12 protein-coding genes are annotated in these 17,781 nt (G+C 36.8%); 10 read left to right on the forward strand and 2 right to left on the reverse strand.

Going from position 1 to position 17,781, the window contains the following annotated elements; genetic code table 11:
• The first annotated feature begins 174 nt into the window (after positions 1-174).
• The 8 genes from J2746_RS12355 to J2746_RS14990 all read left to right on the forward strand — a co-directional run bounded on the left by J2746_RS12355 (position 175) and on the right by J2746_RS14990 (position 12,548).
• The gene (locus J2746_RS12355; protein WP_209621473.1) at positions 175-1,260 is read left to right on the forward strand and encodes a DegT/DnrJ/EryC1/StrS family aminotransferase; all 1,086 of its coding nucleotides are present in this window, start codon (positions 175-177) and stop codon (positions 1,258-1,260) included.
• Positions 1,239-2,438 (forward strand): ATP-grasp domain-containing protein, encoded by a 1,200-nt coding sequence (locus tag J2746_RS12360; RefSeq protein ID WP_209621476.1) that lies wholly within the window; start codon positions 1,239-1,241, stop codon positions 2,436-2,438. Before J2746_RS12355 ends, J2746_RS12360 begins: the two co-directional genes overlap by 22 nt.
• 79 nt (positions 2,439-2,517) lie before the next feature.
• Entirely contained in the window at positions 2,518-3,057 is a 540-nt protein-coding gene (locus tag J2746_RS12365; RefSeq protein WP_342451846.1) for a GNAT family N-acetyltransferase, read from the forward strand.
• 98 nt (positions 3,058-3,155) lie between these two features.
• The gene (locus J2746_RS12370; protein WP_209621482.1) at positions 3,156-4,601 is read left to right on the forward strand and encodes a lipopolysaccharide biosynthesis protein; all 1,446 of its coding nucleotides are present in this window, start codon (positions 3,156-3,158) and stop codon (positions 4,599-4,601) included.
• The gene (locus tag J2746_RS12375; RefSeq protein ID WP_209621485.1) at positions 4,598-5,506 is read left to right on the forward strand and encodes a glycosyltransferase family 2 protein; all 909 of its coding nucleotides are present in this window, start codon (positions 4,598-4,600) and stop codon (positions 5,504-5,506) included. The genes J2746_RS12370 and J2746_RS12375 overlap by 4 nt, the downstream gene beginning before the upstream one ends.
• An 88-nt stretch (positions 5,507-5,594) precedes the next feature.
• Positions 5,595-6,377: a PIG-L deacetylase family protein gene (locus tag J2746_RS12380; protein ID WP_209621487.1), complete on the forward strand. Its 783-nt coding sequence runs from the start codon at positions 5,595-5,597 to the stop codon at positions 6,375-6,377.
• A gap of 172 nt (positions 6,378-6,549) precedes the next feature.
• On the forward strand, positions 6,550-7,533 hold the full coding sequence (locus J2746_RS12385; protein ID WP_209621490.1) for a glycosyltransferase family 2 protein: 984 nt from the start codon (positions 6,550-6,552) through the stop codon (positions 7,531-7,533).
• 431 nt (positions 7,534-7,964) lie between these two features.
• Positions 7,965-12,548, forward strand: a complete 4,584-nt coding sequence (locus J2746_RS14990) for an Ig-like domain-containing protein (protein ID WP_209621493.1) — start codon at positions 7,965-7,967, stop codon at positions 12,546-12,548.
• A gap of 529 nt (positions 12,549-13,077) precedes the next feature.
• Here J2746_RS14990 and J2746_RS12395 read toward each other — a convergent pair.
• A complete protein-coding gene (locus J2746_RS12395) occupies positions 13,078-14,058 on the reverse strand; it encodes an MraY family glycosyltransferase (protein ID WP_209621496.1) in 981 nt (326 codons plus the stop codon).
• 719 nt (positions 14,059-14,777) lie between these two features.
• Here J2746_RS12395 and J2746_RS12400 point away from each other — a divergent pair.
• Positions 14,778-15,677, forward strand: coding sequence for an NAD-dependent epimerase/dehydratase family protein (locus tag J2746_RS12400; RefSeq protein ID WP_209621502.1), 900 nt, complete (start codon positions 14,778-14,780; stop codon positions 15,675-15,677).
• A gap of 42 nt (positions 15,678-15,719) precedes the next feature.
• A complete protein-coding gene (locus J2746_RS12405) occupies positions 15,720-16,343 on the forward strand; it encodes a VanZ family protein (RefSeq protein WP_209621505.1) in 624 nt (207 codons plus the stop codon).
• A gap of 1 nt (position 16,344) precedes the next feature.
• Here the strand turns inward: J2746_RS12405 and J2746_RS12410 are convergent, their stop codons facing one another.
• Positions 16,345-17,781, reverse strand: a complete 1,437-nt coding sequence (locus J2746_RS12410; protein ID WP_209621507.1) for a nucleotide sugar dehydrogenase — start codon at positions 17,779-17,781, stop codon at positions 16,345-16,347.

Below are 17,781 nucleotides of genomic sequence, written 5' to 3' on the forward strand. Positions count from 1 at the left end.
TCAAGGATTGAATTAAAAAATACATAATTTAGCTTTTTAGGGACAGTATCTCATTAATCATAACATGTATGTAAGGGGTTATGAATTTTCATCGTTTTGGGTTTGCTAAAAAGTATTTATTCTATAGAGTAATATAATAATCTAATATTCCGCGCAACAAAAAAAGGAAACTATATGATCAATGTAACCAGACCCTATCTTCCTGACAGAGAAAAACTGAACAAGTATATTGACAGAATATATGAAACAGCTTGGTTAACTAATAACGGTCCTTTAGTTCAAGAACTGACAGCAAGATTGCAGGAGTATCTTGGTGTTGAGAATCTTCTTTTAGTATCTAATGGAACTTCTGCTCTTCAAGTTGCCTATAAAGCTCTTGGTGTATATGGACAGGCAATAACAACACCATTCAGTTTTGTAGCTACTACCAGTTCTTTGGTATGGGAAAGAATAGAACCTGCTTTTGTAGATATTGATTATGAAACACTTTGCATTGATCCTGCAAAGATAAAAGATGCAATCACATCAAAAACCACAGCAATTGTGCCTGTACATGTATTTGGAAATGCTTGTGATGTCGAACTAATTGAAAATATAGCATCTAGGTATGGGCTTAAAACTGTATATGATGGTTCTCATGCATTTGGAGTGCAATACAAGGGTAGAAGCCTCCTGTCCTCTGGTGATGCAGTAACGCTCAGTTTTCATGCTACCAAGCTTTTCCATACTATTGAAGGTGGAGCAATTATCTTCAAAAAGAAGGAAGATTATGAAAGAGCAAAACTGATGATTAAATTCGGTATTGATAACTCTGATTCGATTGTTGAGTTGGGCATAAACACAAAAATGAATGAGTTCCAGGCTGCAATGGGCTTATGTGTGCTTGATGAAATAGACACTATTTTGGAAGAAAGGGCTAAGATATGGGCCCTATATCAACGAAGTCTGGGAGACCGTGTACAAATTTTGAGGCTAAATCCGGATTCTACTAATAACTATAGTTATTTTCCTGTAGTATTTGAAAACGAAGAAACAATGCTGGAAGTAAAGAGTTCAATGAATAATCATCAAATAAATCCAAGAAGATATTTTTATCCTTCACTGGATACACTGAATTATATCAATTCAAATTCAGTATCACAAATTTCACGAGATATAGCGGCTAGGATACTATGTCTTCCTATCTATCCGGGAATGAAAGAGCAAGAAACAGCAAGTATTATAGAGATTATTGAATCATGTTTGAAAACAAAAGAATAATGGTTCTTGGAGGTTCTAATTTCCAGTTGCCTTTAATAATGCGTGCAAAAGAGATGGGTTTGTATGTGATCAGTTGTGACTATCTGCCGGACAATCCAGGGCACAAATTTTCGGACGAGTACCACAATGTAAGCACTACTGATAAGAAGGCTGTGCTTGAGCTTTCAAGATCATTGAATATTGATGCCATTATTACGTTTTCTTCAGATCCTGCCATACCAACGGTTGCATATGTTGCTGATGAATTGGGCTTGAGTGGCCCGTCACCTGAAGCTGTCATAACACTTTCTGAAAAAGACAAATTCAGGTCGCTGATTTCAAAATTGGGTCTTAATGTTCCGGGGAATTATGTGGTCAACTCTTTAATTATCCCGGAAGAAATAAAAAACAGCAAATCCAAATTTGTTGTCAAACCAATTGATTCCAGTGGTAGCAAAGGAATCACTTACTCATCTGCAAATGAGAATGAATTAAGCCATGCAATTGAATATGCTCTGCAACATTCAAGAGCGAAAAGGTGTATTATTGAAGAGTATATAGATGGAGATCAAATCCATGGTGATGGTTATCTTCAGGATGGGAAACTAATATATCATTATCTTGGTGATCATTTTTTCTATACAAAGTCTAAAAACTTCATCCCAATTTCTACCAGATGGCCATGCAAATATGAAGGCACGGAAATATTAAATGTGGTTGTAAGCCAAGTTGAAAGTATATGCAAGGCTGCAGGCTACCGTACCGGTCCTGTGAACATTGAAGCAAGGGTGACAGATTCAGGAAAGGTCTATATTATAGAGGTCAGCCCAAGAAATGGTGGTAACTATGTTCCCATTATTCAGGAACATCTCACCGGATTTGATTTTGTCAGCAAGATTATATATAGTTCAATGGGTATGGATGTTAAAATTGATACTTATCTTTGTGAGAAAAAAGTAGGTGCTCACTATATATTGCACTCTGAAACAGATGGTATATTTAAAGGTATCAGGATAAGTGATGAAATTAATGGTAATATATTCTTCAGCAAAGTTTTCAAAAATAAAAGAGATAATGTGAAGGAGTATGTGGGGTCCAATACTACTATTGGTGTTATTCTAATGAAATTTAGTAGCGTTCAAGAACGTGATTATTTAATGAGTGATATTAAAAATTTTATCCAAGTGGTGACATTATAAGTGTTTAGGGCTTTTATAATTTTTTGCAATCCTATGCATTTACAAAAATTTGTATTTGTTCTGGAAGGAAGTGATTTTGGTGGATTTCTCTAATTTCCGTGTTTATTTGAGGGCTTTTGAGCCAGATGACTATAAAACCACTCATTCTTGGAGGGGAGACAAAGATATACTAAATGGAATTGTTGGCAAAAAATATTTTGTTTCCTGCGAATATGAAAAAAAGTGGATTATCGATTCAATATTTAATAGTAAATCAGTAAAGCTAGCAATCTGCTTAAAAACAACAAATGAACATATTGGCAATGTTTATCTCAACATGATTGATCATGTGGATAAAAATTGTACGTTTGGTATTATCCTTGGAAAAAAGGACTTTTGGGGTCAAGGACTTGGTTCAGAAGCTACATTTCTTATGCTCGAATATGCTTTTTATGAGCTAGGAATGGTTCGCGTTTCTTCAAGGCAGCTGCTTACTAACCAATATTCTATAAGACTTCATGAAAAATGTGGATTTAAACACGAAGGAATTCTAAGAAAAGCTGTCTTTAAAAATGGTGAGTATCAAGACTTAAATTTGATGTCTATAATCCGGGAAGATTATGATGAGATGCTAAAATAGAATCTAATCCTTAACTTTCATTAAGAATAAAAAAGGCAACTTATATTAAATATACTTGTATTCATTTAAATTAGAAAAAATTATAGGTAAATTACACTATGTCACTTGCCCAAAAAACAACAACTGGAATCCTCTGGAACTTTGCTGAACAACTCAGCAAGAGAGGTATTGGCATAGTAGTTACCTTACTGCTAGCCCGCTTCCTGGCACCGGATGATTATGGTTTAGTTGCTATGATGGCGGTATTTCTGGCTATTGCCGATAGCATTATGGACCTGGGTTTTAACCAGGCTCTTATTCGTAAAAAAGAGGCTACTGACTCCGACTTCAGCACAGCTTTTTATACAAATTTGGCTTTGGGTGGACTATCTTATTTGTTACTCTTCATTTCCGCTCCATTTATTGCTATGTTCTATGAAGAACCAAGGCTTGTCATCCTTGTGCGTGTCGTTGGAATTGTCATCTTGATAAACTCATTCCAGATAGTCCAGAGTGCCATTCTTAGCCGAAATCTAAATTTTAAAGCGCAGCTTAAGGCAGCAGTTCCGGCAACCTTTATCTCTGGTTTATTTGCAGTTATTATGGCCTATATCGGTTTTGGCGTATGGTCTTTGGTAGCTCAAATGATAATTTCTTCTTTGGTCCTAACTGTTTTTTTGTGGTCGATGAACATCTGGCGTCCAACTTTTGTTTTCAGCAAAGAAGCATTAGCTGAAATGTTTGGATTCGGATCTAAAATATTTTTATCTGGTCTATTAGACACTATTTTTAGGAATATTTATTTAGTAGTAATAGCAAAAATTTTTACAGCTACAATTGCCGGTCATTACTTCTTTGCAAGTAAAATAAGGGATTTGATTCTTAATCAATTGGTAAATTCTATTCAAACAGTTACCTATCCAGCACTTGCAACACTTCAGGAAGATGATATTCGATTAAAAGCAGGATATCGGAAAATAATTCAAGTAACAACTTTTTGTCTCTTTCCCATAATGGCCATCGTTGCAGCCCTTGCAGAACCTTTTTTTACTGTATTTCTTAATGACCAATGGCTACCTGCTGTACCTTATCTGCAACTGATGTGCATTTCCGGATTAATGCAACCTCTTCACTCTATTAATTTAAATATACTGAAAGTAAAGGGTAGGTCTGATTTATTTCTTTATTTAGAAATTGTTAAAAAGGTGTTTATTGTGGTTGTTTTATCAATTAGCATACAATTTGGTGTTATAGGGATACTTGTAGGAAACATTATAACATCTATATTATCATACTTGCCAAATAGTTATTATTCTGGACAGTTAATAAATTATCCTGCAAGAGAACAGATAAGAGATTTCTCCCCTGGATTACTTTTGTCTGGATTTATAGCACTGATGGTATACTTTGCTGTAAGTATTTCGACTATGCACGCATTAATTGAATTACTTTTCTTTGGTATTATTGCGTTTAGTATGTATTTAATAGCAAGCTATGCATTTAAATTGGAAGCTTTAAAATTTGCCAGACAACTAGTTAAAGATAAATTAAGGAGGAATGCATGATGGATGATGATGAAGAAATTATGGTCAGTATCTGCTGCATAACTTACAATCATGAAAACTATATAGCTGATGCTATAGAGGGCTTTCTGATGCAAGAGACAGATTTTAATTATGAGATTATTATACATGATGATGCATCAACTGATAAAACCGCAGATATTATTCGATCTTACGAACAAAATTATCCTGGCATAATCAAACCTATTTATCAAAAAGTGAATCAATATTCACAAGGTGTGAAAATTCTCCCTACTTTTCTTTATCCAAAAGCAAAAGGAAAATACATTGCTCTTTGTGAAGGAGATGATTATTGGACCGATTCTAAAAAGTTACAAATACAGTTCGAATGTCTTGAAAAGAATCAAGATGCCGTGTGTTGTTATCATAGTGATTATATATTAGGCGAACGTGGTCTTAAAAGGGAATCCAGATTATCGTCTCAAGATCAACGGGATTATAGCAGTTACGAACTGATGGCATGTCAGACTCATATATTACCACTGACAGCTTTTTTCAGGAATGTGGATGCTCTAAAGGATTATCCTCAAGAAGCAAAATATGTAAAAAATGGAGATACATTTCTTTTTTCAATATTAGGTCAGTATGGATCTGGAAAGTACCTACCAATGATAGAACCAGCCATCTATCGGGTTCATGAGGGTGGTATATGGTCCATGAAATCTGATAGAGAACAGAAATCCATGCAAATGAACACTTGGTTTTGGCTTTCTGAATATTATTCCAGATTAGGAAATCAGAAACTAAAAGAAAAGTTCAAAAGCCGATGTATTAATATAGCTATTTCCGGATTAAGTAAAACTCAATTATTGTCTATATTAATCAAAATGTGCTTGCCATATAGCCTAGTTAAAATGATTAAAAAAATCTTTGAAAAGACTCTTTGAAAGTATTATTTTTGCTTACTTTATGAAAGGAATGCATTTATAATAATTAGTACAAATTTTACTAAGATAAGTTATTTAGGTTATGATCATGACAAAAGAAACAAACACAATTCTGTTTTCTCCTCACTCTGATGACATAGCTTACTCTCTGGGTGGGGCTTTATTGTTAGATTATTTCAAAAATCCCTTAATGGTTACTGTCTTTACAAGATCTACTTTTTCTCCAAGGATTAAATTAAGTAGTGAGGAAGAAATTACTCTAAAAAGGAAAAAGGAAGATGAAGCGTTTGCTGAAGCCGTAGGTTTATCTTTGAAAACATTACATTTTCCTGAACCACCTTTGAGAGGTTTGGAGACAGATGAAAAGATATTTACCTCAAAAGCAATGTGTGATCCAATCTTTGAAGAAGTTTCTGAACATATATATGAAATTATTTCTTCTTTTCCGGGAACTCTTGTAGTTTCACCACTTGCTCTGGGAAATCATATAGACCACCAAATAGTTTTACTGAGCTGCATTAAAGCTTGTAAGGATTTAGGAAACCCTATTCAATTTTATGAGGATCTCCCTTATGCTTCCTGGTTCACTTTCAATCAGATAAAACAACATATAATGGAAATTGATCCCAATTTAACTCCAACTAAATTAGAAGTTACTTCTGTTTTCAAAAACCGACTAAAAAACCTGCATTTGTATTCTACTCAAATAGGAAGAAAAATCCCTGCAGGTGTGTATACTCATTCAAAAAGATTGAATTATGAGGATGAGGATTTAATAGATAAATTGTGGGTGCATTCTTGCTTTAAATCTCTATTTTCTTATTATGCACGGCTGGACAACGGTCCCAGATATGAATGTATATGGAAATAGAACCCAATTTGTACAATCTGTCAATTAATTTTATTGACTTCGCATACTTTTATAACCAAGGGAACCTTAATATATTTAGTATATGATAGATACTATGTGTTATACTTGATAAATGAATAATAGGACTTATTAAAAGATATTATTTGTATATTATATATTGTAGGTGGGTTTATTGACTGATATAGAAGTTTCTGTTGTGATTCCTACACGTAATAGGTGTCATTCTTTAAAAGAGACGTTAGAATGTCTTTTAAAGCAAACATATTCTCATGATAAATACGAAATAATAGTTTGTAATGATAATAGTTCAGATGATACTGAAAAAATAGTCAAGGATTTAATTGAGAAAAACATTTGTAATCTAAGATATTTCAAAATCGAAAGCGACATTGAAGGTCCTGCAAAAGTTAGAAACTTCGGAATTATCAATGCACAAGCTCCCATTATAGGATTTACTGATGATGATTGCATTTTACCCAATAATTGGATTGAGCTTGCAATGCAACGTTTTAAAGAAAATCCAGGTATATGTGGATTGTATGGAAAGGTAGTTACTTTTGGTACATGTAAAGATAAAAAATTTAAGATAGCACGGCGTGTAGACGTTCTTGAAGATAATGGCTCGTATGTCACTCCAAATGTCTTTTACAAAAAAGATATTCTTGTAGATGTAGGTATGTTTGATCTTGAAATGCGATATTTACAGGATATAGAATTGGGATGGAAGGTTAGAAAAAAAGGACCAATTCTCTTTGAACCCTTACTTTTGGTTCATCATAAGGTGCATTGTGCCTCAATAAAAAACTATTTAAAACGTCAAAAAAAACATCAATATTGGGTTTTGATGTATAAAAAGCATCCAGAAAATCTAGAAAAAGATGGACTTATGTTGGGACATGTCTATAATAAAAGTGTATTTTTGGTTCTATCTTTAGTACTTGTGCCCTTTATTTTTGCAGTTATTCCAGACTTATTATTCCCCTTCTTATGTTTGTCATTTTTGTTGTATCTATGGGCACATGTTCTAGTAGATAAAAATATCAAAAAATATCCTTTAAGAATTTTACTTTTTCCTAGGTTTGTCATTGCTGATATAATTCGATTTTTAGTATCAATAAAGGCAAGTATTAAATATAGATTTCTTGTTTTGTTTTAAAGTTAGAGAATAATTTGACTTTGCAGAAATCTTTATTTTGATGACAAATATGACCTTAACATGTATGTTAAGGTTATGCATCAATATATTGGGTTTGACATCATTTTCTACAAGAATCTTTATAATTATTAATTTTGAGATGTGTGTTTTTTGTAACAAGTAAACTTCGGGGATTTATTATCTTTAGATTGAATTTTTGTTCTGCAATAAAATCGGAAGTAGATTTTCTACAAAGTCAATAATTTTAATTTTTATATTTAGCACTATTTTGCACATGGTTAATTGTTTACACTATATAGTAATGATACAATTTAATTATTATTTATTTGTTCATTTTTATCTCAATTGTGTTCATACGCTTTATGTCAATGTCCATGGCATTTTTAATTTATACGATTAATAATATGATAAAAACGTCAAAAGGTGAAAAAGTGAAAATCAAATATTTTGTGAGTATATTACTAATGCTTTTTTTATCATCTAATATCGCTACGGCAGAAGAGATAATTATCCATCCAATTGAAGATTCATACGTTGATAGTAATAGTGTAAATACGAATTTTGAAACATCTAAAACTTTGTATTCTCATTCAAGCACGTCTATAACACAATATACTTATTTAACATTCTATGTACCTGAATTTACAGGATCTGCCCATCTTAATATGTTTGTTACAGGTGGTTATGGTTCAAGCTCAATTGCTTTAGCAAGGATATCACCTGACTGGAATGCCGATGAAGTCACTTGGAATTATGGAAGGCCAAGTGTAGAAAAATGGCAGGATTATACAGTAGATTACGCTCCTTATTCTGTTGGCGAATGGGTTACATGGAATATTAGTTCAGTTATTAATGAACCTGGATATTATGCATTCCAAACTCGTTCTTCTCACGGTCAGCATCATAAATTCAATTCAAGTGAGGCCGGTGTAAATGTTCCACATCTTATTGTAGAAACACGTGAACCTGATGTGGATATTGGATACAATACTAAAACTAATAATGATAGTTATGCATTCACAGTTGAGACTGATGAAGAAATAATGTTTTCAATAACAGAAAAAAATGTTCTATCTTACAACTGGTTTGTAAATAAAGTAAATCAAAATATTAATTCTGACTCTTTTACATTTAGAGTTCCAGAAGGAGTTGAAGGCCAGCCCTCATCAGAAATATGGGAAATCAGGGTAGAAGGGACATATGAAAACGGTTCGGCAGTCATCAGAGAATGGTTAATTTCAAGTCTCCCAGAAGAAGAAGCACCCGATTTCATTGATTACTTTACAGATATGAATAATGTATGGCGAACAAGCTATACAAGTGACCCTTGGGGAAGAGAATTACCATATTATAATAATCAGGAAAATCTCGTTTCAAAAGGGTTTTTATCTGGAACATCAACCGGTACTGGAAATGTATTATCAACTAAATTTAATATCACGGATGGAACGTTTAAATATAAAATTAGAAATCCTGGTGTAAAAAATATATATTATTTTCAAGTCTTTGACACAAACGGTTACAGCTGGAGATCAGAATGGCAAAGCAATGAATTTCATGATTATTTCTCAATATTAAATGAACATGGATACATACCTACATCACGGCGCTGGTTGGGTCAAGCTCCAGGTGTCCATAACTGGTATAATGATGATTGGCTAGATATAACAATCATCAAAACAAGTGAAGGGTGGTGGACAGTATATGTTGATGGGGCAATGATGCCTCATGTTCATGCAAACTTTGAAGATGCCCTGTCTAGTGCAAGTAAGTTATCATTAGCTGCAAACAGTTTGCTAGAATTGGACTGTATTGAGGTATATAGTGATAGATATGTATATCCACCCACAACAATAGAATATGGAACATATCCGAAATGGTGGGAAACAGGGGAAACGACTTATGGCAGACTTGATCCGGTTGATGAAACTGGAATAAAGGTATCTGGTAAAAATGTAACTTTGAAACAAATTGCCGATGCAATTGATAATCCAGATTATATTACATATGATTCTAACACCCGAACTGCAATACTAAAAACAAATATCGCCTTGTATGATGGCAGTGAATTAATAATTGACAACGAAAAATTGATTGTTGATACTTCTTCACAATCTTTAAGCATAAATCCCAAAGTTGGAGTAAAGCTCAGCATAACTGATTCAGTATTAACAGCAACTAATAATCCTATGATATGGAACTTTGCAAGTTCAATATCTGAAAACGTCTACAATCCAGATGTTTCAAGGAACAATGATGCTAAAACATCACAACCACGAACAAATCATATATATGATTTCCGTGGTCAATTCATAGTTGAGAATTCAACGATTGATAACACAGGAAATCTTTTCCTGGATGCTCCTTACGAAGTCACAATAAAGAACGCGATATTCAGTAATCATAGTTCAATAGATTATGGAGATTATACCTTACGAGGTCCTTATGAAAATCATAATCAGAAAAAGAGGCAATCTTATGGTGACAAAGGACTCTGGATAGTACCAAGGATGGATTTAGTTGATTATGTAGTCGAAAATGTAACCTTCGTTGAACCAAAGACTGATATCAGTCTGAAGGTTATTGGAGGTGAGTGGATACAGAACGCAACAACAATTCGTGACAGTGATCTTCGTGGTGTTGATATCAGTGTTATGAAGGCATTAAAGTATGAGTACTATCAGAACTATTGGATTAAAAATGAAAAATCCACATTTGCTTTATTAAACATTCTCTACGACCTAGAAAAGATTTCAATAGATGGTCATCCGCGAGTTGGTGGAGTATACCAATATGATGAAGCTGAGATCGTAACCAAGTATTATCTTGATGTTATCTTAAAGGATTCATTAGGTAATACCGTATCAAATTCAGATGTATTTTTCGAATCATCGAATTCAAAATATCCAGCAGAATCATTGTATGAACATAGGGAATATATTGCAGACAAATATGGCCCTGGAGAAGGTGGGGTCAGTGGATATGGAGTTGGTTATTTCGATGAAGATGGTAATCTTGTAGGAAATATGCACAACATAACTTATTCTGGTGGAACCCACACGCGATGGTACAACGCCCTCCCTCTAGGATCAGCTACAACAGATTCCAGTGGGCAAACAGCCTTACCGAATTCAGGTGATCCAGAGAACTCTATTGTCCTCATAGACAATGTCTATTCCAGTGATGATACGGGCAATTTGAATAAAGAGTCTTTGACATACACTATGAATGTTGATGCTCCTGATGGTCAGTCAGTGATTCTAAGTGGAATCTCCCCAGATGAGAGCTGGTATCGTGAAAATCCAGATGTATCTTCATATACTATCACAGCAGTTGTTCCAGAAGATGCAAATAGTTTGGCAATCACAGGTTTTGCACCATCAAGTGATAATGTATTCCAGGTAGGACAAAGCAAGACATTCAAAGTATGGACTAACGAAGAACTTGTATCGACAAAATGGTTTGTAGATGGAACACAAGTTTCATCAGGTTCAATGGAATATGACTGGACAGCAGTTGAAGGTTCACACTTGATTACTTTCACGGGATCCAGTACAACAGGTACTGTAGTACAAACCTGGGATTTGTATGTAACTGAAAGTGCTTCTTCTGAATCTCCTGTTTCTTCTGGAACAGGAATTTCATTCACTCCATCAGTTTCTTCCCTGACAGCAACAACAGGTGAATCCACGACATTCTCAGTTGATTCAGGCCAGGACTTCACAAGTGCAGTCTGGTCTCTTAACGGTGTAGAGGTTGAAAGTGGCACAACCGAGCATGTTGAATCATGGACAACAGCAGGTACTCACACAGTAACCTTTGAAGGCACTGCAGATGCAGGAACCATTAATAAAGCATGGACAATAATTGTGTCTTCAGCTGAACATTCCAAAATATCCATTTCCCCATCAACTACAACAGTAGCTCCGGGAGAATCCTTCACATTGGACGTGTACATAGATCCAACCCAGGATCTTACCGGCTCACAGTTCGATCTGCATTACAGCCAGCTTGCGAGTATCTCTACTGTAAATGAAGGTGATCTGTTCACAGCAAGCGGACTTTCAACAACCTTCCAGTATGATAATATTGACAATGCAGCAGGACTTCTGGACAATGTCTACGCAGCCATAGTAGGTAGCGGAACCATCACCTCTCCGGGTGTAATGGCAACAATCGAGATGGTAGCAGGTAGCAGCTCAGGTATACTTGACCTTGGGCTTTCACATGTGATCCTTAGTGATGCAAACTCCAATCCTGCAGGATACAATTTGTCCAACGCAACCGTTCTGATTGATACAGCTCCGCAGTTCTCATCTGTTTCTTCACAAACAGTAGAAGAAGAGCATAGCCTGAGTTTCGCAGTGAGTGCAACAGATTCAGATGGTGATGATCTTGAATATTCTGCATCCTGGATTCCTTCAAGTGCATCCTTTAATGCAGATACTGCCATCTTCAGCTGGACACCTTCTGAAGGAGATGCAGGTTCCTACGAAACTTCATTTGAAGTCACAGATGGATATCTCACAGATACAGTAAGTGTGAACATAACAGTCACACCAACAAATCATATTCCGGAGATTACTCTCCTTGAACCTGCAGATGACTCTACATTTGAAGAAGGTTCAACCATTGATGTGAACGTAGCTGCGAGTGATGCTGACGGAGATTTTTTAAGTTACATCATTGAGATTGACGGTGTACAGGTTAGCACATCCACCAGTTACTCATGGGAAACAGACTATGACTCTGCCGGAACACACACCATTAAGGTAACAGTAAGTGATGGAACTGAGGAGATCAGCTCATCAAGTACAATAACCATTACTGATCTGCAGCCAAGATGGGATGTAAACGAAGATGGAGTTGTCAATGTACTTGACATCACACTTGTAGGTCAGAACTATGGTGAGTCCTATGAAACAGATTTACCTCGCTGGGATGTAAACCAGGATGGAACTGTAAATATTCAGGACCTTTCAATAGTTTCAGGTCACTTTGGTGAAACCGTTTAAGTAAATTGATAGTAGGCCCCTTTCGGGGCACACTTCTTTTTATTCCAATTGTTGTTCTCTCTTTGAACCTGTCAGTTCCTGAAAGATAGTTACTGTTTTTTCTTTGCAGATAATCTGTGTATGAATCAGAATGAATTGCTTTTCATGGTTTGAGTGAAGCTGCCCGAAAGGCAAATTCTGAAGTACCAATTAATGGAAATCAGTAACTTTCAATAACTGCACTATTTCAATTGTCTTCAGGACAGTAGCAAAGGAACGTGCCTCCTGAGGCGTATGGTTGCATTGTTCTTTGTCTGTCAACTATTTTTGCAGGCTATCAGAAACACAAGGATCCAAGGGAGAATAAGTTTGACTAATCGAAAGTTGTAGATAACCAAAACCATCCCTGAGGGTCCGGCGAAGCTGGCACGATTCGAAAAGATGCAATAAAATAATCTGCCTTCAATTGTGACAAGTGTACGATGGCACGAGTCATCCAATGAAGATTTCGACAGAGCCCAAATTTTTTAAACTACCAGAATACAGTTATTCAAAATCTTCCAGGTAGCAATACACCAATTGCACAGAATAGCATTGTAAGTGCATACATGGCTCTTGTGGCCTGCTTTTCAGTTACTCTGCGATAGTATGGCAGAATCCATTTCAGTGTAAGTGCGTTTGGAACTTCCAGGGTACCATCTTCTCTTTCTTTTCCAAATTTGGCAACAGGGAACTTCTTGACTCTCCAGTAGACATACATAAGGAAATTGATCGTATGAGGGATCAGCATAACAAATCCGCTGATGATGAATCCCTGTACAACTATTATCGTACCTATGGCTGCTCCTATGGTAAGTGAACCAACGTTACCCCAGAATATCTGGGAAGGGTACCTGTCGTACAGATAGTATCCAAGTGTTGCACCGGTAATGCTTACAACAGCAAATATATTGTCCACATCACCGATCAATACCGATTTTATGATCAGGGCGATAAGCACGATTACCGATAGTCCCGAAGCAAGACCGTTAAATCCGGAATGCATGTTCACAAGGTTGGAAGCCACAAGGACATATGTGGGCACAATGAACTGCAGGTAAAGTATTCCCATTTCGATATTACCAACACTTGGCAGGTTGAATGCAGTGTGGGTAGCATACTGGATAAGTGGATATGAACAGTAGTACATGAGAAGTAACTTTGTTACCCTGCCAATGTCCACCATGTCATCAAGTATTCCGAAAAGACCGAACATGGCAATGACTATAAGGACCACATAATTTGTAGAGGAGAATTTAAAGAACAGGGTGTTCAGGGAGAAACACACCATGGCCACGAGGATGATGGCTATACCTCCCCTTTCCGGGATCATGGTAACTTCCCTCTTATAATAATCCCTGGCAGTTATTCCCTTTTCTGTAAGCTTTCTGATAAAATAGGGCATTGAGATGTATGTTGCCAGAAATGGCACCAAAAATGTGCTTCCAAGAACCAGGGCTAAAAGTGTTGAAGGTGAATCCATGTCCAGCATTGTTCAAATCCTCATAATTACAATATATTTGTATATTATTATATTATCTTGATGTGGGCAATTGCATTAAAAGCGAACCTTCATCAGCTCATTAAGTTTAATCATTTATTATATATGTACTTACTGCTGTGCATTCACCACATTATGAAATGCATTTTTGCAGCTATCGGGCTTGTTTTCTGAAAAGGCTTCATTTTATATAATAATGTTTTCCCTTGACATAAAGCATTGTTATATGCTCATAATTATGAGCATGATTTATTGCATCAAACATAAATTTATATAGTATCATCGGCCACTTAGAATTGACAGTTGGGTTATGTCACAACATAATAGTTAATGCTCCGATTTGTACGATACTTGTCGCTATATTTCGGAATTATTTACAGGTGGTACAATGAAATTGGTAGAGAAACAATGCGCAACGTGCGGTAGTCCTATATATGTTTACGAGAACTATGCCCGTGAGGAGATGTTCTGCACTCTTCACTGCATGGAACATGCAACATTCGGGACTGTCTCAGGGGACTTAGAACAGTTAAAGACTGTATGCTAAGTCCGGATTTTTCCTTTTTTGTCTTTAGTTTTTAGTTCTTATAGTTCACATTTTTGCAACTACTTATCTGGTATACTATGGGTACTATGAATTGTAATTGTAAATAGAAATTCATACCTTGCATTGATTAGTATTATATAGCAGGCTTGCAATCATTACAACTATGACGCAGGTCCTTATAACCGGTGGTATTGGCCAGTTGGGTAGTTATCTTGTTGACAGCATGAAAGATAGTTATGAGGTTACAGTGCTGGACAACCTTTCCTCTGGCAAGGAGCCTGATCTTCCTTCAGATGTAACTTTTGTTAAGGAAGATATAAGGTCACCACTTGCTAAGGAACTTGCATCCAAAAGTGATATCATAATTCATACGGCAGCACAGATAAGTGTTGCAAAGTCCATGTCAGAACCTGTCTTTGATGCCGATAACAATGTTTTTGGAACATTGAACCTTCTGGAAGGTGCAAGGTCAGGGGATATCGAAAGATTTGTTTACATCAGTTCTGCTGCTGTTTATGGAAACCCTGAATACCTGCCTGTGGATGAGAAACATCCTCAGTATCCTATGTCTCCATATGGTACCAGCAAGCTCTGTGGTGAGAAATATTGCAGTATGTACTATCAGGCATATGGTCTTCCTGCTGTCAGTATAAGACCATTTAACATCTACAGCCCGAGACAGGACCCTTCTAATCCATATTCTGGAGTTATATCAAAATTCATAGGAAGGGTAAATGAAGGACTTCCACCTGTGATATTCGGTGATGGATCAAACACCAGGGACTTTGTTTCTGCTCATGATGTGGTGAACATGCTCACTCTTCTGGCAAGCGGGGCCGGAGATGATGGTGAGGTCTATAATGTCGGGACGGGGATGGTCACACGCATAGATGAACTTGCACAGATAGTTCTGGATATATTTGGCAGTTCCATGGACATAGAGTACACAGATCCGATGCCAGGTGATATCAAACATAGCTCATCCTGCATAACAAAGGCTAAAGCTATTGGTTTTGAACCTAAGGTTAATCTATACCAAGGTCTTGAAGAAATAATTGGTTAAATGACCGGATAACTATTTTAGCCTTGTAAAACATTTATAAAAATGAACAATATGCAGAGTTTTCTTAAAAACAAATATATTGCTACCCTGGTCCTTTACTTCCTTTATCTTGTACAGTTCATCCTGGATCAGGTTTCAAAAGCACAAAAATTTGATTACATGAAACACAAGAAAGATATTCTGATAGCTCTGACAATACTTTATGCGGGTTTTATCTTCTACTTATCTTCTCAGTCTAACCTGAGCATACCAGCTTCTATTTTTAAGATTCCTATAATGTATGAGCTGGCTGACATCGCAAAGAACCTGGGTCTTGGTTTTATAATAGACATTGCGGAATATGCCCATGAACACATGGATAAAGTAGCTCACATGTTACTGTATTTCGGTCTCGGTTTACTCCTGCACCTGACGTTTAAAAACTCGGATAACGTCATACTCAGAAGATATGCAGCTATTTTTGCGGTAGTTGTTGGTGTGATATACGGAATCTCTGATGAATATCATCAATCATTTGTTCCCGGTCGTTCTTCCAGTGTACATGATATTCTTGCTGATGGTATAGGAGTAACCATAGCACAGATAATTTTTTTGCTGCTTATTCTGATAAATCTGCGCAGGAAAAAAGAAAATGGTGACCGGGAAACAAGTCCCGGTGAAAAATAGGTCACTGGCCAGCTATCTGGTGGCTATTCCTGTCACCGCGACCGATTCCTTTGTACACAAATCCTGAATTTATGAATGCATCAGGATCGATAACATTCCTGCCATCTATGATCACAGTATGTGCTTTGCCTGTTAGCTTCTTTATATCCTCCGGTTTCAGAGTGAAGTATTCTTTGTGACCGGTAAAGATAACAACCGCATCTGCTCCTTCCATAACCTCATCTGAACTTTTCAGTATCTCAACGTCAGGGTAGTTGAGCACATGCGGGTCATGTACTTTAAGTTCTGCTCCTGCTTCCAGCACCATATCCCTGTAGGGTTCAGATGGCGGATTACGTGCATCATCGGAGTCGTTGATAAAAGCCCATCCAAGCATGGCGATCTTTGCTCCCTTTATGTCCGTGTTAATTCTTTTAAGAGCTGCAACTGTCAGGTTGTACATATGCACAGGCATGAAGTCATTGACCCTGCGTGCAAGTACGTATATCGACTCCGCATCCTGTGGATAATCAAGAGCTTCGGTTCCCAGTTTCACACCACGCTCCAGGTGATAGGTATCTTTTGTAAGGCAGTGTCCTCCGACACCGGCACCTGGCCAGAGTATGGCCCTTGTTATACCTTCGCCTTTGAGGCTGTCGATACCGGCCCTTACATCATAGACATTGATTCCCATTGCCTCACAATATAAAGCAAGCTGGTTTGCTGCTGCGATCTGCAAATCCCTGAACGTGTTCTCTGCTGTCTTTGTAACCTCAGCAGCAGTTGCACTCATTGATATTACTTTGCCTTTTGTCAGAACCGGGGAATAGAGTTCCACTGCCCTGTCGGTACTTGGCTGGTCGATACCACCAACGATACGGTCATGTTCCTGGATATTGCGGAGAAGTCTTCCCACCATTACTCTTTCAGGAGCATGTGCCAGTGCAAAATCCTCTCCTGCTTTAAGACCGGATTCTTCCTCAAGAATCTCCGTTGCCATACTTTCAGTGGTTCCCGGAGTGATTGTGGATTCGAGGACAACCAGAATTCCAGGTTTCAGATGTTTTCCTACATTACGGATGCCTTCCTTGAGTGCTCCAAAGTCAGGTTCCAGTGCTTTTGGATCTGCAAAAGGTGTCTGGATAGCCAGTGTTACAGCATCAAGTTCTGATATTCTTGAAAAATCAGGGGTGCATTCAAATTTACCTGCATCGGTAACCTTCTTAAGAAGTTCTTCAAGGCCGGGTTCTTCACCTTTGAGGGGACTTTCCCCATGGTTGAGCATATCGATCTTATAACCTGAAGAAGGAGAATCCCTCTGGAATCCAAGCACATGGTCAAATTTATCTGAATCTGCAAAAAGAGCTGCTGCAGGAATACCAACATAGCCCATACCTATTACGCCTATTTTTTTGATAGGACCCTTTTCTTTTAATATATTTTCGAGTTTCTGGCTCAT

The organism is Methanolobus bombayensis (assembly GCF_017873415.1).
GTDB lineage: Archaea > Halobacteriota > Methanosarcinia > Methanosarcinales > Methanosarcinaceae > Methanolobus > Methanolobus bombayensis.

What these genes read in the sequence shown, in the direction of transcription:
- J2746_RS12410 (WP_209621507.1), bottom strand. Translation starts at nt 17,781, where the DNA reads ATGAGCCAGAAACTCGAAAATATATTAAAAGAAAAGGGTCCTATCAAA.
- J2746_RS12380 (WP_209621487.1), top strand. Translation starts at nt 5,595, where the DNA reads ATGACAAAAGAAACAAACACAATTCTGTTTTCTCCTCACTCTGATGAC.
- J2746_RS12375 (WP_209621485.1), top strand. Translation starts at nt 4,598, where the DNA reads ATGATGGATGATGATGAAGAAATTATGGTCAGTATCTGCTGCATAACT.
- J2746_RS12355 (WP_209621473.1), top strand. Translation starts at nt 175, where the DNA reads ATGATCAATGTAACCAGACCCTATCTTCCTGACAGAGAAAAACTGAAC.
- J2746_RS12360 (WP_209621476.1), top strand. Translation starts at nt 1,239, where the DNA reads ATGTTTGAAAACAAAAGAATAATGGTTCTTGGAGGTTCTAATTTCCAG.
- J2746_RS12370 (WP_209621482.1), top strand. Translation starts at nt 3,156, where the DNA reads ATGTCACTTGCCCAAAAAACAACAACTGGAATCCTCTGGAACTTTGCT.
- J2746_RS12400 (WP_209621502.1), top strand. Translation starts at nt 14,778, where the DNA reads ATGACGCAGGTCCTTATAACCGGTGGTATTGGCCAGTTGGGTAGTTAT.
- J2746_RS12395 (WP_209621496.1), bottom strand. Translation starts at nt 14,058, where the DNA reads ATGCTGGACATGGATTCACCTTCAACACTTTTAGCCCTGGTTCTTGGA.
- J2746_RS12405 (WP_209621505.1), top strand. Translation starts at nt 15,720, where the DNA reads ATGAACAATATGCAGAGTTTTCTTAAAAACAAATATATTGCTACCCTG.